Here is a 23,199-nt window from a genome sequence, read left to right as displayed (position 1 = left end):
CACAATTGCCTAACATACGGTTTTAAAAAATCTTTATTTTTGGCATGTTTAATGTATTTTAGCTTCAAAAAATATGTGGCAATCTTTCTTAAATTTATTTAAAAAGAAAAATTATATAGAAGAACAAAATCCTATGAAAAAATTTTTAATCGTTGGTTTAGGGAATATTGGCGAAAAGTATGAAAACACACGTCATAATATTGGCTTTAAAGTATTAGATCACTTTGCAAGTCTTGAAAACCTAACCTTCGAAACCCAAAAACTAGGCGATGTAACTACCTATAAATTAAAAGGAAGAACCTTTTTACTATTAAAACCTAGTACCTACATGAATTTAAGCGGAAAAGCGATTCAGTATTGGTTAACAAAAGAAAAAATTCCTTTAGAAAACCTTTTAGTTATCACAGACGATTTAAACCTTCCCTTTGGTAGTATTCGTGTAAAAACAAAAGGAAGTGATGGCGGTCATAACGGTTTAAAAGACACTCAAAACACCTTAAACACCAATAAATATAATCGTTTCAGGTTTGGTATTAGCGATGCCTTTAGTAAAGGCAGACAAGTGGATTACGTGTTAGGAGAATGGACACCAGAAGAAACAGCAAAGCTTAAAGAGCGCTTAGATAAAGCATCCGAATTAATTAAATCTTTCGCATTGGCAGGTATAAATAATACTATGAATGCTTTTAATGGTAAATAAAAAAAGGAAGGTTTAAAACCTTCCTTTTTTTATTATTCTATAATTATTTTTTTAGTTGCTTGCCTTACCCCATCACTAATATTTAATATATACATGCCGGATTTTACATTGGTTAATTTTAAAGTTTCTTCAAAATTACCAACAGCGCTGTATAAATTGTTATAAATAACACGACCTCGTAAGTCTACAAGGTTTACATTTATACTATTTGATGAGTCTGAATTAAGTTTAATAGTAAACTCGCCTTTATTTGGGTTTGGGTAAACGACCAAGTTGTTAAACTCGAAGCTTGTAGTATGCAGCGGAATTAATTCTAAGGTACACACCTCTATAGACCAACTGTTTAAAGTGCCAATATCCGCTGCCCCCGAGTCGCCTAGGCCTAATATCCAATTTCCAGTAGCAGTTTCTCCATTCCATCCGCTAAGCGATGTCGATGGCGATTTCATCGTTAAGCCATCGCCAGTAAAATTACAGTTAAAATCGGAGCCATTATCATCAAAAGTAACCACTAAGTTACTGTCTTCACCTTGGCAAGGCGTATAAGATTCTAAAACGGTTATTAAATTATCTTCTGGACTTTGTAGGCCTAATAAAATGTCGCCAGGCCAGTTATGTGATATATCTACTGTAAGTTTAACGCCAGAAACAGTTCCTGTTGCAGGTACATTTACATAAGAGGTTTCGGAAAAATTACTCGTATTATCGGTTATGGTTATAGGTAAATTAGGGTCTGTAGAATTATATACCGTACACGTCTCTACAATACTATAACCAATAGCAAAGTCTTCGGTGTTTATTGCGAAAAATATATTGCCTTCTGCTTCCACCATTACCCTGCAAAAAGCCGATAATACATTAGGAACAACAATGTCGTGAGAGCCATCATTAGCTACATTGCTTGCCAAAACGGTATCGTAATTTAAACCGCCGTCTGTTGATAGTAATATGTTTACATTGGCAGTATTAACACCATTTGCTGTAGTGCCAGCTACATCCCAAGTTATGGTTTCGGTAGAGCCTTCAGTCCAACTAATATTTGTTGTGTTTTGCGAGGTCACTAAAAATGGACCAGCGGTTGTTGTGGTGGTAACCGTCATGCCATCTGTTGCTGTTTGTCCGCCATCCTCATTATTATCTCTTACGGTTAATTGGAAATTCATAGTTCTGTCAACCGATGCTAATTTCTCCCAAGTTGTTGATCCGGCACTCGTTTTTAGGTCTTGTAAATTAGGTATAAATCGTGTTTTATTTGTGGTGCCTTCAAAAGATCGCACCAAAGGCCCTGTAGTGTTAGTTTCTGCAGGTAAACCAGCATTTCCTAAATCGTATTGTTCCCAAGTGTAAGTATGTGATGTTGTACCATCGGTATCTGTTGATGCTCCTGTTAATTTATAAGGCGTAGAAATAGGAATGGTATAATTTGCTCCAGCATTGGCTGTAGGAGTATTGTTTTCTAAAACTGTTTCCTCACCACAAGTACTTGCACCGGCGGTAATATTATCCCAAATCATTTGAATACTTTTTTGATGAAAATAAGCATCACTTTGTGATTGTATATTTTGTGGCGAGCACAAACCAGCATAAGCCATTATTGTGCTACCGCTTCCTGGTTCATAGGCGCTACTTGCCTCCCTGTTACCTGAACAGTTATTCGTATTACCATTAAATGTATGTGAGGCTCCAAATTGGTGTCCCATTTCATGGGCTACAAAATCTATATCGTAAGCGTCTCCAACTGGTTGTGAAGACCCTGTAATACCCTTAGCTTTACTAGATGGTACGCACGGCGAGTTTGTAGAAGCTAAACCACCACCACCAGTGCTAAATGTATGTCCTATATCATAATCTGCAGATAAAATAGCATTGTCTATTTCCACTTGACTTTCATCAATTAAAAGTTCTGCATCGTCATTGGTAAAGTTATCAGAATCAATAAAAATAAGATCTGTATTATCAACCATAACCATTTTTACAGCTAAATCTTTTTGAAAAAGGGCGTTAACACGATTCATGGTAGTAACCATCGCTTGCAAAACAGCTTCTTTTTTCTGCTCTAAAGGATCGGTAGCGGTTAATCCTGCAGCTTGCCAATGAAATTCAGAATATTCAATGGTAGAAGCTAACGCTAATCTAAAAGTTCTTAGTTTACTATCGTTAGCATTAAGTAATTTTGCGCTAGTATGGGTTTCTTTTTCAAGCATTAAATTATCTGGTACGAAGCATTCAAACCCTTGTTTTAAAGCTGGTAAATCACCTTTTTTATAAGCTATGTACGTGTTGTTTTTAGTATAAGGATCAAGAAATTGAGTCCCCTTTCCTGTGCATAGTGTCATGGCGTGCAACCCTTGCGGAGTTACGCTAAAACTTATTGTCGATGATGGGTTTTTAATATTTTTGCCAATATAAGTTCTTATGTCTGGGTGTTTTTCTTGAAACGCTGGTTCTAAAATAGAAGACTCTTTAATACTGTATGCATCAAATCCACCTTCACTATTTGGGAATTCAATTATTTGATTTTCTGTTATTTTACCAGAACCGTTTTTTGAAGTAAGATTTAACTTGTTTTTCAGCTGGACAAGATCTAAAGAATAGTAAATCGATTTTTTAGGTTCGGTTTTTCTAATTATCTTTTTTCCGGTCGAAGCGTCCTTTTTAGAAATTTTAAACCACATATCACTAGTGTTTTGTGCAAAAACAGAAGTCGATAAAAGGGTGAAAAGTAGTAGGTGCAAACAATTTTTAAGGTAAAAATGCTTCATAATAGTTGAAATTAGATTTTTTACGGGGTGTTAAAAGTAGGATGTAAAAGTATCATTTGCAAAAAATTAACTCTCATTTTAAAATAACATATATTTGTTTATGAATTATTTATACGTGTTTTGTGTACTATTTGGCTTAGTATCCTGTAAAGCTAAAAGCAGTCTTAATACAGCTATAGCAGGCACGGTAGAGCGTGATATTTGTCCTGAAAATGGTGTTTGTACTTATGATATTATTGAAGATAAAGCACTTAAGGTTAAAATAGATAACCTAGGTAGTACTTATGTAGAAATGGTAGATAGTAACCGTTTTATAGTAAAATTTGAATACAAAAAGAACCAAAGCAGCAAGTATCAAGACAGTGGTTATAGGGAAGAGGTTTTTATAGAGCTGGATAAAAATAATCTTGAATTTGAAACCAATAATTTAAAATTTAAAAAGCTTTTTTTTGCTCGCTGGTGTTATTGCAAAGGCGAAACAGGATATTACAGAATTAATCAAGGAAAGTTAAGTATAATTAAGATTGATAAAAACAATTTTAAACTTCATTTAACTTTTACGGTAAATGAAGTTCCTCAAATTATAAATGAAATAAATCACACCTTTAGTTTACAATAGCTGCTTATAAATTTGATTTGAATGGCATTATAACTAGTTTTGTAGAAAAGAAAAAGCTTGAAAACAAGGCGTAATTTAAATTCCTTACCAAATAAATCAACAGTTGTAACTATTGGTACCTTTGATGGTGTTCATATTGGTCATCAAAAAATAATAAAGCGTTTAATTAAAACCGGAGAAGCAGAAGGCTTACAATCTGTAATACTTACCTTTTTTCCGCATCCGCGAATGGTATTGCAAAAAGACTCCAATATTAAATTAATTAATACTATTGATGAGCGCCATGATATTTTAGAGGATTCCGGACTAGATTTCTTGGTGATTAAAACCTTTACTCATGAGTTTTCTAGACTCTCAGCCGAAGATTTTGTAAAGCAAATTTTAGTTGAAAAATTAAATGCTAAAAAAGTTATTATTGGTTACGATCATAGGTTTGGCAGAAATAGAAATGCCGATATCAATAATTTAAAAGAATTTGGGGAAACCTATGGCTTTGAAGTCGAAGAAATTTCTGCTCAGGATATTGACGATGTATCGGTTAGTTCTACCAAAATACGAACTGCGCTAATAGAAGGCGATGTAGAACGTGCCAATACCTATTTAGGTTACCCATTTATGCTTACGGGTGCCGTAACAAAAGGGAAAGGATTGGGTAAACAATTAGGATTTCCTACGGCCAATATACAAATTAAAGAAGATTATAAACTTATACCTAAACAAGGGGCTTACATTGTTAGTTCTTTTATTAATGATATTGAGGTTTATGGTATGATGAATATAGGTATGAACCCAACAGTAAGCGGTAGTACACAAACCATTGAAGTCCACTTTTTTGATTTTGAAGCCGATATTTACAGCCAAACCATTAAAATAAATTTGCTAGATAGAATTCGTGATGAACAAAAATTTGATTCGGTTGAAGCCTTAAAACATCAATTAGCAATTGATAAGGCTACGGCACTGGCCTACTTTTCCAATAAGCATGCTAAATAATTGGCTATTTAAACATATAGATAATTCTGCTTTAATAGTGTTCAGAATTATTTTTGGTTTGCTTTGTTTTCTGGAATCTGTGGGGGCTATTTTTACAGGTTGGGTTAAACGTACCTTAGTTGACCCTAATTTTACATTTAATTTTATAGGTTTCGAGTTTTTACAACCCTTACCAGGAAATGGCATGTTTTATTACTATGCCATAATGGGCGTTTTTGGGTTGTTTGTTATGGTTGGTTATAAATACCGATTTAGTATTTTGGCCTTTACTTTAATGTGGTCGGCAACATACTTGATGCAAAAATCGTCATATAATAATCATTATTATTTATTGATGCTATTAAGTAGTATTATGGTGTTTTTACCAGCCAATACCTATGCCTCGGTCGATGCTAAATTGAATTCGAAAATTACCAGTTATTCCATGCCACAATGGTGTCGTTGGGTAATTATACTACAGCTTTTTATTGTATACACTTATGCGTCTGTTGCTAAATTATATCCCGATTGGTTAGATACCACCTTTATCGAGTTATTGATGAAGGGCAAAAGAGAGTATTGGTTAGTAGGTGAGTTTCTGCAGCAAAAATGGTTGCATTATGTATTGGCTTACGGCGGTATTTTATTTGATGGGTTAATTATTCCGTTGTTATTATTTAAACCAACACGAAAATATGCTTTTGTGGTTTCTATTTTCTTTCATTTATTTAATTCAATAATATTTCAAATAGGTATTTTTCCATATTTATCGCTATCGTTTTCATTGTTCTTTTTTTCATCCGAAAACATTCAAAAGATTTTTCTTAAAAAGAAACCCTATTATACTGCTGAAGCTATAACCATTCCGAAGTTAAAAACTACGTGGTTACTTGTGTTTTTAGTCTATTTTGTTATTCAAATGGGGTTACCATTAAGGCATCATTTTATTGAGGATAATGTGCTTTGGACAGAAGAAGGGCATCGATTATCATGGCGTATGATGCTGAGGTCGAAAAGCGGAAAAACTAATTATTGGGTAGAAAATAAAGATACAGGGCAACGTCATGTGGTTAATTTAAAACGTTATCTATCTAAAAAACAAATTAGGGCTGCAAGTTCTAAACCAGACGTAATGTGGCAGTTTGCTAAACACTTAAAGCAGAAATTTAAAGAAGATGGCGTAGATGTGGCAGTGTATATTGAGAGCAAAGTTAGTATTAACGGAAAACCTTATAAAACCTTTATAAATCCAGCTGTTGATATTGCAAATGTGGAGTGGGAGGTTTTTAAACATAGCGATTGGATTTTACCATTAAAGTAGAGTGATTATATATTCATTTTATTAAATTTGTCGCTTAAATTTTCATGTCATGTTACAAGTTGCTTTTATTAGAGAAAACAAAGGATTAGTAGTTGAAGGCTTAGCAAAACGAAATATAAATGCCGTCCAAATGATTAGTGACGTCATTACCTTGGATGACGATAGAAAACGTCTTCAAGCAGAATTAGATAATACTTTGGCTGAATCTAATAGTTTATCAAAAGAAATTGGAAATTTATTTAAGTCTGGTGCCGTTAAAGAAGCTAATGCTTTAAAGGAAAAAACAAGCGTTTTAAAAGAGTCTTCAAAAGATCTTTCAGACTTGCTCAATGCTAAGGTAGAAGCTTTAAATGAATTGCTTTATAAAATTCCAAACGTACCGCATAGCTCTGTTCCAAAAGGAAACTCTGAAGACGATAACGAAGAAATTTATAAAGAAGGAGATATTCCAACATTACATGATGGCGCCTTACCGCATTGGGAATTAGCAAAAAAATATGATATTATAGATTTCGAGCTTGGTAACAAAATTACAGGAGCAGGATTTCCAGTTTATAAAGGTAAAGGAGCACGATTACAGCGCGCATTAATTGCTTATTTTTTAGATAAAAATACTGCGGCTGGATATACAGAATATCAATTACCACTTATGGTAAACGAGGCGTCTGGTTTTGGTACAGGACAATTGCCAGATAAAGAAGGGCAAATGTACCATGTTACAGAAGATAACCTATATTTAATACCAACAGCCGAAGTGCCAGGAACTAACATTTTTAGAGATGTCGTTTTAAGCGAAAGTGAACTTCCGGTTGGTGTTACAGGGTACACACCATGTTTTCGTCGTGAAGCAGGAAGCTACGGTGCGCATGTAAGAGGTTTAAATAGACTGCATCAATTTGATAAAGTTGAAATTATACGTGTGGAACACCCAAGTCAATCCTACAAAGCTTTCGATGGTATGGTTGACCATGTAAAGGATATTTTAAAAGAATTAAAATTACCTTACAGAATTTTACGTTTATGCGGTGGCGATACATCTTTTGCTGCGGCTTTAACTTTCGATTTTGAAGTGTTTTCTACGGCTCAAGATAGATGGTTGGAAATTTCTTCAGTTTCAAACTTCGAAACTTTTCAGGCCAATCGATTAAAGTTGCGATATAAAAATACTGAAGGTAAAAATGAATTAGCGCATACACTAAATGGAAGTTCTTTAGCGTTACCTCGAGTTTTAGCCGGAATACTTGAAAATTACCAAACTGAAGAGGGGATTGTGGTTCCAGAAGTACTTCAGCCATATACTGGTTTTAAAATCATAAATTAAAGTAAAGGACTACATTTTTTAAGGTGTTAATAAGTTTTTATCGATAAAATGCATATTATTCATGCTGTTTAACGATTTTAGTGCGCTTTATTTCATTTTTAAAGGAATATTTTGCAAGTTCGCTTAACCTAATCTTATTAACCTACTGATTATGAAGAATTTTAAGCGTATTGTCCTACTAGTTACTTTAATTTTTGCAGCAGCTCAAGTATTATCTTCAGATTTCGAATTGTTTGAATCCGAAGATGCTTCAACAGTAATTGCAAGCAAATAGAAATTTAATTAAAAGTAATATTTTAAAAAAATAGTCGTTCTAATTAAATCAAATAAAAAGTTGTTAAGCTATTTTGTTTGTTATAAAGAATTTAAGACTGTCCCCAATCCGAGTATTTAGTTGACTAGTAGTTAATAGAAAATTATTTTTGATTGGTAAGTGCTCGATTTATCGGGCACTTTTTTGTTTTAACCCTAATCTACAGAGTTTTTCGAAGTAAAATAAATGAGTTGAATTAACGCCAAGTTCTATTTAGTAGCTAATTAATAACTCGATTATAGTACAATTTCAAAACATTACTTTTATTATATTTACCGTATGCGATATTTTTTAATTTTTTGCTTTTTTATTTCGGGTGTCTTGTATTCACAAAATGCTACGATAGCTAAAAATTATTTTGAAAAAGGAGAATTTGAAAAAGCATTAATTGAGTATAAAAAGCTGTATGCAAGATCATCTTCTAATATTTCTTATATTAATCAAATCATAAGTTCTTATCAGCAATTAGAACAGTATGATGCAGCCGAGAATTTTATTTTAGAATTAATGCAACGCGTTAAATATCCCGCTTTTATGGTAGAGTTAGGATATAATTATCAATTAAAAAATAATTTAGAAAAAGCTAATAAGTATTATAAAGAAGCCCTTTCTAAAATTGACGAAAAAGCAACTAATGTGTATGCGGTAGCCAGTAGTTTTCAAAGCCATTCGCTTTTAAACGAAGCCGTAATAGCTTATGAGAAAGCCATAATTTTAAATCCGGAATTTAATTTTAATGTTCAGTTGGCTCAAATTTATGGCGAGCTAGGAAATATTGAAAAAATGTTTAATAGTTATTTAAATTTTGCCGAATCTAATCCGATTGTTTTAAGAGATATTAAACGTGCTTTAAACGATTTTATTAGTGAAGATAGTTCCAATGCCAACAATGTGTTGTTACGCAAATTATTGCTTAAAAAAATGCAACAACAACCCAATACCCTTTGGAATGATTTGTTAAGTTGGCTTTTTATTCAACAAAAGGATTTAAAAAAGGCATTTGCTCAAGAAAAGGCTATTTATAAAAGGCAACCAGAAAGTTTAAGTCGGATTGAAGAATTGGCATTAATCGCAGCAAGCGATAATGAAAATGACGTGGCTCAAGATGTTTTTAATTATATAATTGAAACGGCTCCAGATGCTAAAACCAAGTTAAGGGCACATCAAAACTTAATTAAAATAGATTTAAAATCGGAGGCCAATTATGACGCTATCAAAAACAAATATTTAGAGCTGTTACACACTTATGGAGAACAACCAGAAACATTACAACTACAAATTGCTTATGGTCATTTTTTAGCGTTCTATTTAAACGAAACTAAGGCGGCTACCAAATTTTTAGAGTCCACTTTAAAGTTGCCTTTATCAACCTTAGAAAAAGCTCAAGTAAAGCTGGAGTTAGGTGATATTTTAGTTTTACAAGAAAAATTTAATAAGGCCTTAATTTATTATACTCAAATTCAGCGAAATCTTAAAAATAGTACCATTTCCCAACAAGCACGTTTTAAAGTCGCTAAAGCAAGTTATTATAAAGGCGATTTTAAATGGGCAGAATCGCAACTTAAAATATTAAAAGCATCAACATCTCAACTTATAGCTAATGATGCGCTCGACTTAAAACTTTTAATTTCTGATAATAAATATGAAGATTCCCTTCAAACCGCATTAAAGCTATATGCAAAAGCAGATTTATTAGCGTTTCAAAATAGAAATGATGAAGCCATAACATTGCTAGATAATATTTTAGAAGCACATAAAACGGAACCTATTATCGCCAAAGCCTTATATAAACAAGCCCAATTATTCGAATTAAAAGCACAGTACGACAAGGCGGTTGTAAATTATCAAGCTATAATAGATAATTATAAGGACGGTATTTTAATGGACGATGCACTTTTTCACTTAGCAGAAATATATCAAAAGCAATTGGACTTACCCGAAAAAGCAAAGGAGTTATACGAGCAAATTATTTTTAATCATGCCGATAGTATTTACTTTGTAGATGCCAGAAAACGTTACCGAACCTTGCGTGGCGACGCCATAAATTAATATGATAGTTGCAGAAACCAACAGGCTTCTTATTTTAAAATTCACCTTAAAAGACGCGCCTTTTTTTTTAGAACTTGTTAACTCGCCAAATTGGATAAAATATATTGGTGACCAAAACACTAAAACAGTAAAGGATGCTGAAGAAAGAATACGAGAAGGGCACCTTAAAAGTTATAAATCTACTGGGTTTGGCTTCTATAAGTTATTGCTTAAAGCGGAAAACAATAAACCTATTGGTACTTGTGGTCTCATAAAACGAGACACTTTAGATGATGTCGATATGGGTTTTGCAATGCTTCCACATTATGAAGGTATTGGTATTGGTTACGAAGCTTCAAAGGAAGTGATAAAACTAGCTAAACAGCGATTTAATTTAAAAAGACTTGTAGCTATAACAAATCCAGATAATAAAAATTCTATTAAATTAGTTGAAAAATTAGGCTTTACCTTTGAAAAGTGCGTAAAACCTTTTGCAGATGATGAAGAACTCCTGTTATTTGCAAAAAAAATATAAAACCATGATTATATATAACGTAACCGTAAATATTGACGAATCTATTCACCAAGAGTGGCTTATTTGGATAAAGGAACACATTCCAAAAGTTTTAGGAACAGGAAAATTTGAAAAAGCAACCTTAACCCAAGTTTTAGTAGATGAAGAAATGGGAGGGGTTACCTATTCTGTACAATACCGTTCATATTCTCGGGAAGCCTTAGATGCTTACTATAAAGAAGATGCCGATAGATTACAGCAAGAAGGATTAAAAAAATTCGCCGATAAAATGTTAGCATTTAGAACAGAACTTCAAATAGTGGACGAATACACGGTAAATTTTAAATAGCCTTCTACAATGATTTTTAGAAAAGCTACTCTAAACGATTTGCCAGAAATTATTGCCATGTATGCCGATGATGAACTTGGTAAAACTAGAGAGAAATTTCAAATACCATTACCCAAGGAATATCTTGAAGCCTTTAAAAACATAAGTGAAGATAAAAACCAAGAACTTATTGTAGTTGTTAACGAAACAAACGCCATAATTGGCACCTTACAACTTACATTTTTGCAATATTTAAACCGCTTAGGAAGCTTAAGAGCTCAAATAGAATCTGTAGTTATAAAGAGAGCATACCGCGGAAAAGGTTTTGGGAAATCCATGTTTACCTGGGCTATTAATAGAGCTAAAGAAAAAAATGCAGTAATAATTCAACTAACTTCAGATAAAAAACGGCCCGAAGCTATTAAGTTTTACGAAAACCTTGGGTTTACACCATCGCACGAAGGTTTTAAATTGCAGTTTTAAAAGTTTTGGCCAGCTTAAGCTTAGTCGAAAAGGTCTTTTGTATCTTTGTAAACTAAAAGGCAAACTCTGTGGCATACCATCCAAACAATAATCAAGTAAAAGCAAAAAAGCATTTAGGTCAACATTTTTTAAATGATGAGACTGTAGCCCAAAGAATTGCAGATACACTTTTATTAAAAAATTATAAAAATGTTTTGGAGATTGGTCCAGGAATGGGCGTGCTTACTAAATATTTGCTTAAAAAAGAATGTACTACTTTCGTTATTGAAATTGATACCGAATCGGTAGAGTATCTTCAAGCCAATTATTTAAACCTGGCACCGCGTATTATAGAAAAAGACTTTCTTAAATACGATTTAAACGAGGTTTTTAATCAAGAGCCGTTCGCTATTATTGGCAATTTTCCTTATAATATTTCAACACAAATCGTGTTTAAAACGCTAGAAATGCGCGATCAAATCCCCGAATTTTCAGGGATGTTTCAAAAAGAAGTTGCACAACGTATTTGCTCAAAAGAGGGTAGTAAGGTGTATGGTATTTTATCGGTATTAACACAAGCCTTTTATGATGCCGAATATTTATTTACAGTACCACCAAATGTTTTTAATCCTCCACCCAAGGTAGATTCTGGCGTTCTAAGACTTACTAGGAAAGCAGATTATACCTTACCATGCGATGAGAAATTCTTTTTTAAGGTGGTTAAAGCCGCATTTCAACAACGAAGGAAAACACTTCGTAACAGTTTAAAAACATTCAATTTATCCGATAATTTAAAAGCAAATAGTATATTTGGCAAACGTCCAGAACAATTAAGCGTTCAGGCCTTTATTGAGCTTACACAATTAATTGAAGCCGACGCATAAATTTTTTAAATCCTTCCATTTGTCAGAAGAAAACGAAAACATACAATTTCAATTAACTGATGAAATTATTGAGCAAGTCGAGCTTTTTATCGAAAAAGAAAGCGATAAAGAACTCAAAAAGTTCTTAGATGAGTTTCATTACGCTGATATTGCTGAAATTTTAGATGAGTTAAATCTAGAACAGGCTATGTATGTTATAAAGCTTCTAGATTCTGAAACTACTTCAGATATTTTAATGGAGCTGGATGAAGACAATCGAGAAAAAGTATTAAAAAACCTTTCAGCAAAGGAAATTGCAGAAGAAGTTGAAGAGCTCGATACCGATGATGCTGCCGATATTATTGCAGAATTATCAGAATCACGTCAAAAAGATGTTATTGCTCAAATTGAAGACGAAGAGCACAGAGCAGAAATCACCGAGCTTTTAGCTTATGATGAAGATACTGCCGGTGGACTCATGGCTAAAGAACTTGTAAAAGTTTACGAAACTTGGACTGTGGCAGGCTGTATGCGCAGAATTCGCGGTCAAGCTAAAGAAGTTACCCGTGTTCATTCTATTTACGTGGTTAATAAAGAAGAAAAGCTTATTGGTCGCCTGTCGTTAAAAGATTTAATAGTAGCTAAAAGCGACCAGAAAATTTCAGAAATAGTAAAAGTAAACGTGGACTATGTCAACGTAAACGAAGACGTCGAGGAAGTGGCCAGAATTATGGCAAAGTACGATTTAGAAGCCATTCCAGTTATTCAAAGCGACGATAATAAAATTCTTTTAGGTCGTATTACTATCGATGATATTGTAGATGTTTTAAAAGAAGAAGCCGACAAAGATTACCAAATGGCAGCTGGTATTACAGGCGATGTCGAGGCAGATGATAGTATTCTAGAACTTACCAGAGCGCGCTTACCATGGCTGTTTTTAGGATTATTAGGTGGTATCGGTGCCTTTTTAATCATGGAAGGATTTCAAAGCCTTTTTACAGGTGAAGCAGTCATACTTTTCTTTTTTACGCCATTAATAGCGGCTATGGCAGGAAATGTAGGCGTACAATCTAGCGCAATTATTGTGCAAGGATTGGCTAACGACGATGTTCGAGGTAGTGTAAATAGTCGTTTAATTAAAGAAATGCTTTTAGCAGCTCTAAATGGTTTTATACTAGCTGTATTTTTGTTTTTATTCGTTTGGGCAGTAAAAGGTGAAATTCTAGTTGCTTTTGCCGTTTCAGTATCACTAGTTGCAGTTATAATTATTGCAGGGCTTATTGGTACCTTTGTACCTTTGTTTTTAAATAAACGTGGTATCGACCCAGCCATAGCAACAGGGCCATTTATAACAACAAGTAACGATATTTTAGGGATTCTACTTTATTTCCTAATTGCTAAATCAATTCTAGGTATTTAATTAAAAGAACACCTTGTTATTATAGGAATCTAGTTACGCACTAATGCCTTTACTTGATTTAAGGAAAGGTGGATTTCAATTTTATTAAATTGAAAGTCGGAAGGGTTAAAAAACTTTGTAATTTTACAATATGAAAATACTACACCTCGATAGTAATCACGATTTATTAATCCATCAATTAAATGGTATAGGGTTCACTAATCATGAGGATTATAAGTCCTCAAAAGCACTAGTTGAAGCCACAATACATGAGTATGATGGCATCGTTATAAGAAGTCGGTTTTCCATAGATAAACAATTCTTAGATGCCGCAAAAAATCTAAAATTTATAGGTCGAGTAGGAGCAGGATTGGAAAATATAGATTGTGATTATGCCCAATCAAAAGGTATATATTTAATCTCAGCACCCGAAGGTAATAGAAATGCAGTTGGGGAGCATACACTTGGTATGCTTTTATCGCTCTTTAATAAATTAAACGAGGCCGATGCCCAAGTAAGACAAGGTAAATGGTTGCGCGAAGATAACCGTGGTATCGAGTTGGATGGGAGAACTGTAGGACTTATAGGTTATGGAAACATGGGGAAAGCCTTCGCTAAAAAACTTAAGGGTTTCGATGTTGAAGTGCTTTGTTACGATATTAAAAACAATGTTGGAGATGCTAATGCCAAACAAGTACCGCTTAGCGAATTTCAAGAAAAAGTTGAGGTTTTAAGTATGCACACGCCGCAAACGCCACTTACGTTAAACATGATTAATGCCGCGTTTATAAACCAATTTAAAAATCCATTTTGGTTTTTAAATACAGCAAGAGGTAAAAGCGTGGTAACAAACGATTTGGTTTCAGCATTAAAATCTAATAAAATTTTAGGCGCAGGATTAGATGTTTTAGAGTACGAAAAAGCATCTTTTGAAAGTTTGTTTTCTTCCAAAATGCCCGAGGCTTTTCAATATTTAATCAAGTCCGAAAAGGTTTTATTAACACCGCATGTTGCAGGTTGGACGGTTGAAAGTAAAGAAAAATTAGCACAAACTATTGTAGATAAAATTAAAGCTAAATTTTATTAACTTTATATACTTTCTAAATTTAGTATATATGCAGTCAAAAGCAACATCTGTACAACAGTATCTTGATGAATTACCAGAAGATCGCAAAGAGCCTCTTTCTAAATTAAGACTACAAATTTTAAAAAACCTTCCGGAAGGTGTCAAAGAGACTATAAATTACGGTATGTTAGGTTATGTAATTCCACATTCGGTATACCCAGATGGTTACCATTGTAACCCTAAATTGCCATTACCTTTCATGAGTTTGGCTTCTCAAAAAAATTTTATTGCCGTTTATAGTATGGTAATATATTCAAAAAAAGAAGTGATGGATTGGTTTGTTACAGAATATACTAAACGTTGTAAGTATAAGTTGGATATGGGGAAGAGTTGTATACGTTTTAAAAAAATGGACGATATTCCTTTCGATTTAATAGGCGAACTAACTGCAAAAGTAGGAGTCGATGAATGGATTGATATTTATGAGAGTGCGGTAAAAAAGAAATAATATTGCCCTTTTTTGAAGGGATGAAAAAATAAAGTTTATTATGAAAAAACGTGTAACAGGAATTGGTGGCTTATTTTTTAAAACTAAAGACCCTAAGGCAGCAAAAGATTGGTATAAAAAACATTTAGGCTTTAATACCGACGATTATGGTTGTACGTTTTGGTGGAAAGATGAAAACGGTAAAAAATGTTCTACGCAATGGAGCCCTTTTCCAGAGCATACTAAATATTACGAGCCTTCCAAAAAGGACTTTATGTTTAATTATCGGGTAGAAAACTTAAAAGAATTACTTAAAGTTTTAAAAGAAGAGGGCGTAACTATTGTGGGCGAAATAGAAGAATATGAATACGGTAAGTTTGGTTGGGTTTTAGATAACGACGGAAATAAAATTGAACTTTGGGAACCCGTAGATACGGCATTTTTGTAAATTCGTTTTTCAAAAAATAGCATGTGTCTTATATAGAAATTCTTCAATCTTACCATCTAACAGCATTACAATGGGCAGCCATTGGGTTTGCTGTTTTTTTGCTTGGCCTATCTAAATCTGGGATTAAGGGTATTGGCATAATAATCGTAGTTATTCTAGCCTTTGTATTTGGCGAAAAAGCGTCAACAGGTATTTTACTTCCCATGTTAATTTGTGCTGATATTTTTGCTGTTATTTATTATAACAGACATGCACAATGGGGTATTATTAAAAAACTAATCCCTTGGATGATTGTTGGTGTTTTAGTTGGGGTTTGGGTTGGAAATGATATCTCTTCATTGCTCTTTAAAAGGCTTATGGCCATTATAATTATTGGCTCTGTTGCTTTAATGTTTTATAATGAAAATAAAAAATCTAATAGTGTGCCAACAAATAAAGCATTTGGTGCTTCTATGGGTTTTTTAGCAGGTTTTACTACCATGATTGGCAATTTGGCGGGTCCTGTTTCAAATATCTATTTTATGGCAATGCGCTTCCCTAAAAACGAATTTATAGGTACCGCTGCCTGGTTATTTTTTATTATAAATGTGTTTAAACTGCCATTTCACATTTTCGTTTGGAAAACGGTGACTATAGATACTTTAGTTTTAAATTCAGTTTTAATTCCTGCGGTTATCATTGGTTTCTTTTTGGGTGCTCAAATAGTTAAGCTAATTTCCAATGTAAATTACAGGCGTTTTATTCTAATAGTAACTGCTATTGGAGGGGTTATTATGTTATTTAAATAAAATAACTAATATGTTGTGTAGCATTTAGTTGAAAAAATTGACCTATAGGTGTATAACAATTAATTTTTTTATTAATTTTATAGTTAAACCACAAACAAAATCATATAAATGTCCGATGAAAAAAAATTAAGCGATGACCTAAATGATATGTTAGGCGACGCAAAAGATGGCGCAAAAAAAGCTGCAGGAAAGGCAGAGGAAATTGCTGGAGAAGCTAAAGAAAAGGCTAAGGAGTTTGCAAGTGAAGCTAAAGAAGCGGCCTCTGAATTTACCGACGATGCTAAGGCTGTTTTAAGCAATGAAAAAAATATAGCTATTATTGCTCATATTACATTAATAGGGTGGATTATTGCTTTGGTAATGAACAATAGTAATAAATCTGAATTTGGTTCATTTTACATTAGGCAAATGTTAGGACTTATGATTGTTTCATTAATTTTAAATTTCGTACCAGTAGTGGGATGGATTTTAAATTTAGTAATGCTTATTTTATGGATAATGAGTTTAGTAGGCGCTTTAGGCGGTGAAAAGAAACTAACGCCAGTATTGGGTGAACATTTCCAAAATTGGTTTAAATCTTTATAAAAAAAATAATATTAAGCACTTGTAAATAATTAAAAAGAGGTCTTGTAAGGCTTCTTTTTTGCTTTTATAAACTTGCAAAAATGAACTGATTTAGTTTTAAAACCCGAAGCTTGCAAATACTTGCGTTAGGGATTGAACGGCGTGTTTGAGCTCGCCGACGTAGGAGGAAGCGAGTAGTGAATGCCCGACCCCTTTAGGGTAACGCCCAAATTAAAACCTTAATAAGAATTGCTTATTCTGTTTTGTTTTCTAGTTTACGTTCTAACTCCGCTTGAAATTCTTCCATAACGGGTTTTACGGTACTTTCGGGTAGGTCTGCAATACGAATATACATTAGGCCATCCACCGAGTTATTAAACAAGGGGTCAACGTTAAATGCAACCAATCGTGCATTTTGTTTAATGTATTTTTTTAGTAATACTGGCAGGCGTAATGCTCCTGGTTCTATTTCATCAATAAATTTATCAAATTTGTTTAAATCGGCTTCGGCTTCATCAAAAACAAAGTCTTTATCCGCATCTTTCAGTTTTACTTTAAATTCCTTTTTAGGGTGCACATATTGTGCAATATAAGGGTCGTAATAATGCGATTTCATAAACTCTACCATTAAGGATTTTGAAAAGTTTGAAAACTGATTACTTATACTTACACCTCCAATTAAGTATTTATGTTCTGGATAGCGTAAGGTGGTGTGAACAATACCTTTCCAAAGTAAAAATAAAGGCATTGGTTTTTGTTGGTATTCTTTTATTATAAATGCGCGCCCCATTTCAATGGACTCGCTCATCATTTTATGAAGTTCTGGTTCAAATCGAAATAAATCTTGCAAGTAAAACCCATTGATGCCAAATTGTTTGTAAATATTGGATCCTAGGCCCATTCTGTAAGCTCCGGCAAGTACTTTGCTGTCATTATCCCATAAAAACATGTGGTGGTAATAATTATCGAAGGTGTCTAAATCGATAGCTTCATTAGTACCTTCGCCAACTTCTCTAAAGGTAATTTCTCTTAATCTACCAATTTCGCGTAGCATATTTGGCATGTCTTTAGCTTGTGCCAAAAACACTTCGTAATTTTTACTTTGTAAAAGTCTTGCATCCTTTTCCCTTAGTGCATCAACTTCGGCTATCATTAATATATTATCAACCGGAGTAACAATGTTTTTAGGGGTTTTCGGGGTTTTTAAGGTTGAAGAGATATTGTTTAATATTTTTGATTTGTCCTCAAAAGCATTGGCCAACATATACGTTTTTCTGCGTAAAAATTCGGAAAACTCCTTTAGCGACCCATGTTCCTTTTGGTCGTTTACAGAAATGGGCTTGCCAATTCTAACCTTTATGGTTCTCCTTTTTTGTGTTAATACTTCCGATGGTAATTTGGCAGTTCTAAAGGTGTCGCTAATTTTAGAAAGTTTATAAAATAATTTACTGTTTTTAGCATGAAAATAAATAGGAACTACTGGTACTTCAGCTTTTTGTATGAGTTTCATGGCCGCTTCTTCCCAAGGTCTATCAACCACTAATTTTCCATCGCGATAGGTTGAAACCTCGCCAGCAGGAAATATGCCTAATGGATGCCCAGCTCTTAAATGTAATATGGAGTTTTTAAAACCTGCAATGCTCGATTTTACATCTTTTCTGTCTTCAAACGGATTAACAGGCATTATATAGGGCACTAAGGGCTCTATTCTGTGTAACAGAAAGTTAGCAATTATTTTAAAATCCTTGCGCTGTTCAAGCATTAATTTTAAAAGCAATATACCATCTATACCCCCGAGTGGATGGTTAGAAACAGTTATGTACGCCCCATCTTTAGGTAAGCGCTTTAAGTCTTCTTCTGGTATTTCAAATTTAATTTGAAACTCTTTTAAAATACTGTCCAGAAAGTTTAAGTCCTTAAGATGTTTATTGCGTTTATAGAATTTGTTTAAAGTAGATATTTTTAGAACCTTCATTAAAATCCAACCCATAAAAGTACCAATAAAACCGTATTTGTCAAGCTGAATGGCTTTGGCAACTTCTTTGGCACTAACTAACCCTATATCTTGTGGTTTACTCATGATGTAAATGTACTAAATAAACTATTTAGTTATAATTTGAACAGTTTGTGGAGTTAATTGTTTCAATAATATAGTTTTACCTTTTTCAATATTACTTATCGCAGCCTCGTCATAGTGCCTAATCGTGTACAGTGAGACATTTTCATGGCAAGATACTTTAAATTTTGCTTTTAAATTTTGTATTAAGGCTTCAAGGTTATTATAAATATTATCAACACAAACCGTAAAACTAATTGCCGAGTTTTGAATGACATCAACCTTCATTTTGTATTCATGTAAAAAATTAAAAATTTCACTTATATTCTCTTCTACAATGTATGAGAAATCTAAAGAAGAAAGGGAAATTAAGACTTGTTTTTTTTTTACTATAAAGCAAGGCATCATGGGCTCTAAAGTTTCATTTTTTCCTATTTGAGTACCCTTAGCTTCGGGGTTTAAAAAGGATTTTACATACAATGGGATTTCTTTTCCTTGAAGTGGTTGCAACGTTTTAGGATGAATAACAGATGCGCCATAAAAGGCTAATTCTATGGCCTCGCGGTATGATATTTTATTTAAAAGTTGAACGTGTTCAAAATAACGTGGATCTGCGTTTAAAACACCAGGAACATCTTTCCATATGGTTACGTTATTGGCATTTAAACAATAGGCGTAAATGGCTGCTGTATAATCGCTGCCTTCTCTTCCTAAAGTTGTTGTGAAATTGTTGTTGTCGCTGCCTAAAAAACCTTGGGTTATGTTTAAAATTGACCTATCGAAATTTGAAGATATAAGCTGTTGCGTAACTTTCCAGTTAACATTGGCTTGCCTGTAATAACTATCTGTTTTAATTTGGCTTCTTACATCTATCCAGTTATTTTTTATGTGTATCGTATTTAAATACGCACTAATAATAGTTGTAGATATAAGTTCTCCAAACCCAATAGATTGGTCGTAAACATAGTTGTAATCTGGCGATTTATTAGTTTTTAAAAAGTTATTTAGTTCATCAAATAAAACATTTACTTTTTTAAAAACATCATGGTTTACATTGTCAAATAGATCTAATAAAATAGCGTTATGATATTTTTTAACGTCTTGAAGCGAGCTTTGTAATTCGGTTTTATTATCGAAATAATTTTTAATAACAAGCTCTAAAGCATTGGTTGTTTTTCCCATAGCAGAAACCACCACGAGCGTGTTTTTATACCCCACTTTTTTTAAGACACTAGCTAGGTTTTTTACACCATTAGCATCTTTAATCGAAGCTCCACCAAATTTAAATACTTGCATGAAATCGTTTTATTAATCTATTTTAGATATGTAATTATTAATAGCTGCTTTATCAAGCCAAACCACATCCCAGTCTCTTAAAACCTTAGCACCTTTTTTTTCGTAAAAAGCAATTGCCTTTTCATTCCAATCTATAACCTCCCAATTAATGCGCTTTACGCCTAAATCGTGTCCGTATTTAACAACTGTATCCAAAAGGGCAGTACCTAAACCAGTTCCTCGCATAGCTTTACTAACAATTAAATCTTCCAAGTGAATAATTTTACCTTTCCAGGTGGAGTAACGGTTATATATTAAAGCTATACCTTCAATTTTAGAATTCACCTCGGCCACAAAGCAATGAAATGCAGGTTGTTTTCCAAATCCATCATTTTGTAAATCTTCTACAGTTACTTCAACGGCATCGGGTTCTTTTTCAAAAATGGCCAATTCATTTATTAAATGATGTACCTCTGGCATATCGCTTGCCTTTGCGTTTCTAATTTTAAATTCCATAATGTATTGTTAATAGGTCAAATATAGTTTAAAGTTGTTCATTTAAAAGTATATATATCTAACGAAAACGTTGTAGTTTATTAAAATTTTTGGATATTTGTGTAAACTAAAAAATTACTTCATGGCGCACAAAAAACAAACTTTAGGTGAATTTATTATTGAAAATCAATCATCCTTTAAATATTCTTCAGGTGAATTATCAAGTCTTTTAAACTCTATTCGATTAGCCGCTAAAGTTGTAAATCATGAAGTTAATAAGGCCGGTTTAGTGGATATTATTGGTGCAGCTGGAGATACTAATATTCAAGGTGAAGATCAGCAAAAGTTAGATGTTTATGCTAACGAAAAGTTTATTCAAACGTTAACAAAAAGAAATATTGTTTGTGGAATTGCAAGTGAAGAAGAAGACGATTTTATATCTATAAATAGTCAAGATGAAAATCATCAAAACAAATATATAGTTCTTATTGATCCTTTAGATGGATCGTCAAATATTGATGTTAATGTATCTGTTGGTACTATTTTTTCTATTTACAGACGCATTACTCCAGTAGGAACACCTGTAACCTTAGATGATTTTTTACAAAAAGGAAGTCGGCAGGTAGCAGCGGGTTATGTGGTTTATGGTACCTCTACTATGTTGGTTTATACAACCGGTGATGGTGTTAATGGCTTTACATTAAACCCAGCAATAGGATCTTTTTATTTATCGCACCCAAATATGGAGTATCCTGAAGATGGAAATATTTACTCGGTTAACGAAGGGAATTATATTCATTTTCCTCAGGGCGTAAAAAATTATATAAAGTATTGCCAACAGGAAGAGGGTGATAGGCCTTACACATCAAGATATATAGGGTCTTTAGTGAGTGATTTTCATAGAAATATGATAAAAGGAGGTATTTATTTGTACCCACAAAGTTCTAAAAACCCGCAGGGAAAGTTGCGTTTGTTATATGAATGTAACCCCATGGCCTTTTTAGCAGAACAGGCTAATGGAAAATCTAGCGATGGTTTTATAAGAACTATGGATGTTGAACCAACAGAATTACACCAACGTGTACCTTTTATTTGTGGTAGTAAAAATATGGTTGAAAAAGCTGAAGAGTTTATGCGAAATACGAAATAAGGATAAAACAACAATTTACTTTTAGATTTAAGATTATAACAGATACAGTGAATAAAAAAAATGCGAACCATAAGGTTCGCATTTTTTGTTATTAGGGTTCAGTAATAAAGTCGTTAATGATTAATAATTAAGCGTTTGGTTACTTTGATATTCTCACCTTCAAAACGCAACAGATAAACGCCGTTGCTTATTTTGGAAGTATCAAATCTTGTTGTATTATTTTTATGAATAAAGCTTTTAATTTGTCTGCCATTTAAATCTGTTATTGATACTAATCCGGGAGTTTTATTGTTAATATTTAGTTCGTTTTTAGTTGGATTTGGATAAATTTTAAGTTCTGATTTTGCTACATCTTTAATGGATAGCGACGCACAACTCGGATACGTGCGTCTATCTCTGCTGGCACTTAACCACGAACCAAAAAACCATGTTTGGTTAATCATTTCGGTAGGGAAGCCATCGCTGTTATTGGTTTGTAAAATGCGATTTTCGTTCTCATAAGTAGCGCCATCCCATTTCGTTTTTAGGGTTTCAATTAAAAAGTTGTTAGAGTCATAGGAGTAATTACTAATTCTATCATTCTCCCATGCCGAAGTATTCCATGTATCTGATTTTTTTGAGCTTAATAAATTACCCGTATAGTTATAAGTTTCTCGCGTATCATTTACCCAATTGCCGTTTGAATTATCCCTATGATATATAGTTACAATATTAAAAGTATCGTTTGGGTTATAAGTGTATTCGGTTTTGGTATTATTCATCCAAACCATATTTGTTTCATCCCAAGTTTGGGTAATATTTTCTGTGAGTAAATTTGAAGCATTGTAGGTGTTTAGTTCTCTATTGGATTGCTCCCAGGTATTATTAAGCCAATCGTAATTTATATATTGCGTTAGGTTAGTTCCTGTGTAAATAAATTCCGTTTTTAGTTGGTCTTCCCAACTACTTGTTTCTTCATTCCAAAGCTGATTAATAGACTCTACAGGTAAATCATTAGAGTTGTAAGTTAATGTAAGGAAAGAAGCATTTTCAAGCATCCCAGAGCCTCCAAAATCCATAAATTTAGATAAGCCCTCTGTTGCTAAGCAATTACTATTAAAGGTGAATGTAGTTTGAGATATTAGGTTCCAATTGGTGCCATCCCAAGTGTCGTTTTCCCAAACTTCGGGTATATGTATAAAGTTGGTTTCCGATTGCGAGAAACCTTCAGTAATTATCAATACAAGTAATAAAAGGTAAGTATGTTTCATTTGGATGGGTTTAATAGG

At 33.3% G+C, this 23,199-nt stretch carries 23 protein-coding genes; 18 read left to right on the top strand and 5 right to left on the bottom strand.

Translation table 11 applies throughout. The features are described from left to right. Positions 1-73 precede the first annotated feature (73 nt). Positions 74-700 (top strand): aminoacyl-tRNA hydrolase, encoded by a 627-nt coding sequence (pth, locus tag ABJM36_RS14625; RefSeq protein ID WP_348452244.1) that lies wholly within the window; start codon positions 74-76, stop codon positions 698-700. A 32-nt stretch (positions 701-732) separates the two neighbouring features. On the opposite strand, the gene ABJM36_RS14620 is transcribed toward pth, so the two are convergent. Further along, positions 733-3,462, bottom strand: a complete 2,730-nt coding sequence (locus tag ABJM36_RS14620; RefSeq protein ID WP_348452243.1) for a reprolysin-like metallopeptidase — start codon at positions 3,460-3,462, stop codon at positions 733-735. A gap of 100 nt (positions 3,463-3,562) precedes the next feature. On the opposite strand from ABJM36_RS14620, the gene ABJM36_RS14615 reads away from it, so the two are divergent. From ABJM36_RS14615 to ABJM36_RS14540, 16 genes are all read left to right on the top strand, one after another. Continuing rightward, complete coding sequence (locus ABJM36_RS14615) at positions 3,563-4,081, top strand: hypothetical protein (protein WP_348452242.1); 519 nt, start codon at positions 3,563-3,565, stop codon at positions 4,079-4,081. A gap of 57 nt (positions 4,082-4,138) precedes the next feature. Then, complete coding sequence (locus tag ABJM36_RS14610; RefSeq protein WP_348452241.1) at positions 4,139-5,074, top strand: bifunctional riboflavin kinase/FAD synthetase; 936 nt, start codon at positions 4,139-4,141, stop codon at positions 5,072-5,074. Further along, the gene (locus tag ABJM36_RS14605; protein ID WP_348452240.1) at positions 5,064-6,374 is read left to right on the top strand and encodes an HTTM domain-containing protein; all 1,311 of its coding nucleotides are present in this window, start codon (positions 5,064-5,066) and stop codon (positions 6,372-6,374) included. The genes ABJM36_RS14610 and ABJM36_RS14605 overlap by 11 nt, the downstream gene beginning before the upstream one ends. A 49-nt stretch (positions 6,375-6,423) precedes the next feature. Further along, entirely contained in the window at positions 6,424-7,695 is a 1,272-nt protein-coding gene (serS, locus tag ABJM36_RS14600; RefSeq protein ID WP_348452239.1) for a serine--tRNA ligase, read from the top strand. 151 nt (positions 7,696-7,846) lie between these two features. Further along, complete coding sequence (locus tag ABJM36_RS14595; RefSeq protein ID WP_348452238.1) at positions 7,847-7,969, top strand: hypothetical protein; 123 nt, start codon at positions 7,847-7,849, stop codon at positions 7,967-7,969. 360 nt (positions 7,970-8,329) lie between these two features. Further along, positions 8,330-10,057, top strand: coding sequence for a tetratricopeptide repeat protein (locus ABJM36_RS14590; protein ID WP_348452237.1), 1,728 nt, complete (start codon positions 8,330-8,332; stop codon positions 10,055-10,057). Position 10,058: 1 nt separating this feature from the next. After that, entirely contained in the window at positions 10,059-10,571 is a 513-nt protein-coding gene (locus tag ABJM36_RS14585; RefSeq protein ID WP_348452236.1) for a GNAT family N-acetyltransferase, read from the top strand. 4 nt (positions 10,572-10,575) lie between these two features. Further along, a complete protein-coding gene (locus ABJM36_RS14580; RefSeq protein WP_348452235.1) occupies positions 10,576-10,899 on the top strand; it encodes a DUF4286 family protein in 324 nt (107 codons plus the stop codon). A gap of 9 nt (positions 10,900-10,908) precedes the next feature. Beyond that, positions 10,909-11,361 (top strand): GNAT family N-acetyltransferase, encoded by a 453-nt coding sequence (locus ABJM36_RS14575; RefSeq protein WP_348452234.1) that lies wholly within the window; start codon positions 10,909-10,911, stop codon positions 11,359-11,361. Positions 11,362-11,429: 68 nt separating this feature from the next. Next, a complete protein-coding gene (rsmA, locus tag ABJM36_RS14570) occupies positions 11,430-12,224 on the top strand; it encodes a 16S rRNA (adenine(1518)-N(6)/adenine(1519)-N(6))-dimethyltransferase RsmA (RefSeq protein ID WP_348452233.1) in 795 nt (264 codons plus the stop codon). A 19-nt stretch (positions 12,225-12,243) separates the two neighbouring features. Continuing rightward, positions 12,244-13,623 (top strand): magnesium transporter, encoded by a 1,380-nt coding sequence (mgtE, locus tag ABJM36_RS14565; RefSeq protein ID WP_348452232.1) that lies wholly within the window; start codon positions 12,244-12,246, stop codon positions 13,621-13,623. Positions 13,624-13,753: 130 nt separating this feature from the next. Then, entirely contained in the window at positions 13,754-14,689 is a 936-nt protein-coding gene (locus tag ABJM36_RS14560) for a 2-hydroxyacid dehydrogenase (protein ID WP_348452231.1), read from the top strand. Positions 14,690-14,717: 28 nt separating this feature from the next. Continuing rightward, a complete protein-coding gene (locus tag ABJM36_RS14555) occupies positions 14,718-15,176 on the top strand; it encodes a DUF1801 domain-containing protein (RefSeq protein ID WP_348452230.1) in 459 nt (152 codons plus the stop codon). Positions 15,177-15,216: 40 nt separating this feature from the next. Continuing rightward, a complete protein-coding gene (locus ABJM36_RS14550; RefSeq protein WP_348452229.1) occupies positions 15,217-15,603 on the top strand; it encodes a VOC family protein in 387 nt (128 codons plus the stop codon). A 23-nt stretch (positions 15,604-15,626) separates the two neighbouring features. After that, a complete protein-coding gene (locus tag ABJM36_RS14545; protein WP_348452228.1) occupies positions 15,627-16,391 on the top strand; it encodes a sulfite exporter TauE/SafE family protein in 765 nt (254 codons plus the stop codon). 108 nt (positions 16,392-16,499) lie between these two features. Beyond that, positions 16,500-16,976: a YtxH domain-containing protein gene (locus tag ABJM36_RS14540; RefSeq protein WP_348452227.1), complete on the top strand. Its 477-nt coding sequence runs from the start codon at positions 16,500-16,502 to the stop codon at positions 16,974-16,976. A gap of 232 nt (positions 16,977-17,208) precedes the next feature. Here ABJM36_RS14540 and ABJM36_RS14535 read toward each other — a convergent pair whose 3' ends face one another. The 3 genes from ABJM36_RS14535 to ABJM36_RS14525 are packed head-to-tail and all read right to left on the bottom strand — an operon-like array spanning position 17,209 to position 20,802. Then, positions 17,209-19,035 carry a lysophospholipid acyltransferase family protein gene (locus tag ABJM36_RS14535; protein WP_348452226.1) on the bottom strand — a complete coding sequence of 609 codons (1,827 nt, stop codon included), beginning with the start codon at positions 19,033-19,035 and terminating at the stop codon, positions 17,209-17,211. Positions 19,036-19,056: 21 nt separating this feature from the next. Continuing rightward, positions 19,057-20,307 carry an aspartate kinase gene (locus ABJM36_RS14530; RefSeq protein ID WP_348452225.1) on the bottom strand — a complete coding sequence of 417 codons (1,251 nt, stop codon included), beginning with the start codon at positions 20,305-20,307 and terminating at the stop codon, positions 19,057-19,059. 12 nt (positions 20,308-20,319) lie between these two features. Then, positions 20,320-20,802: a GNAT family N-acetyltransferase gene (locus ABJM36_RS14525; RefSeq protein WP_348452224.1), complete on the bottom strand. Its 483-nt coding sequence runs from the start codon at positions 20,800-20,802 to the stop codon at positions 20,320-20,322. Positions 20,803-20,923: 121 nt separating this feature from the next. Here ABJM36_RS14525 and fbp point away from each other — a divergent pair, with 121 nt between their 5' ends. Next, positions 20,924-21,931, top strand: a complete 1,008-nt coding sequence (gene fbp, locus ABJM36_RS14520) for a class 1 fructose-bisphosphatase (RefSeq protein WP_348452223.1) — start codon at positions 20,924-20,926, stop codon at positions 21,929-21,931. 113 nt (positions 21,932-22,044) lie between these two features. On the opposite strand, the gene ABJM36_RS14515 is transcribed toward fbp, so the two are convergent. Beyond that, a complete protein-coding gene (locus ABJM36_RS14515) occupies positions 22,045-23,181 on the bottom strand; it encodes a T9SS type A sorting domain-containing protein (protein ID WP_348452222.1) in 1,137 nt (378 codons plus the stop codon). Positions 23,182-23,199 lie beyond the last annotated feature (18 nt).

This window comes from Algibacter sp. (assembly GCF_039977455.1).
Taxonomy (GTDB): domain Bacteria; phylum Bacteroidota; class Bacteroidia; order Flavobacteriales; family Flavobacteriaceae; genus Algibacter_B.
This window is presented reverse-complemented; position numbering and strand designations above follow the sequence as displayed.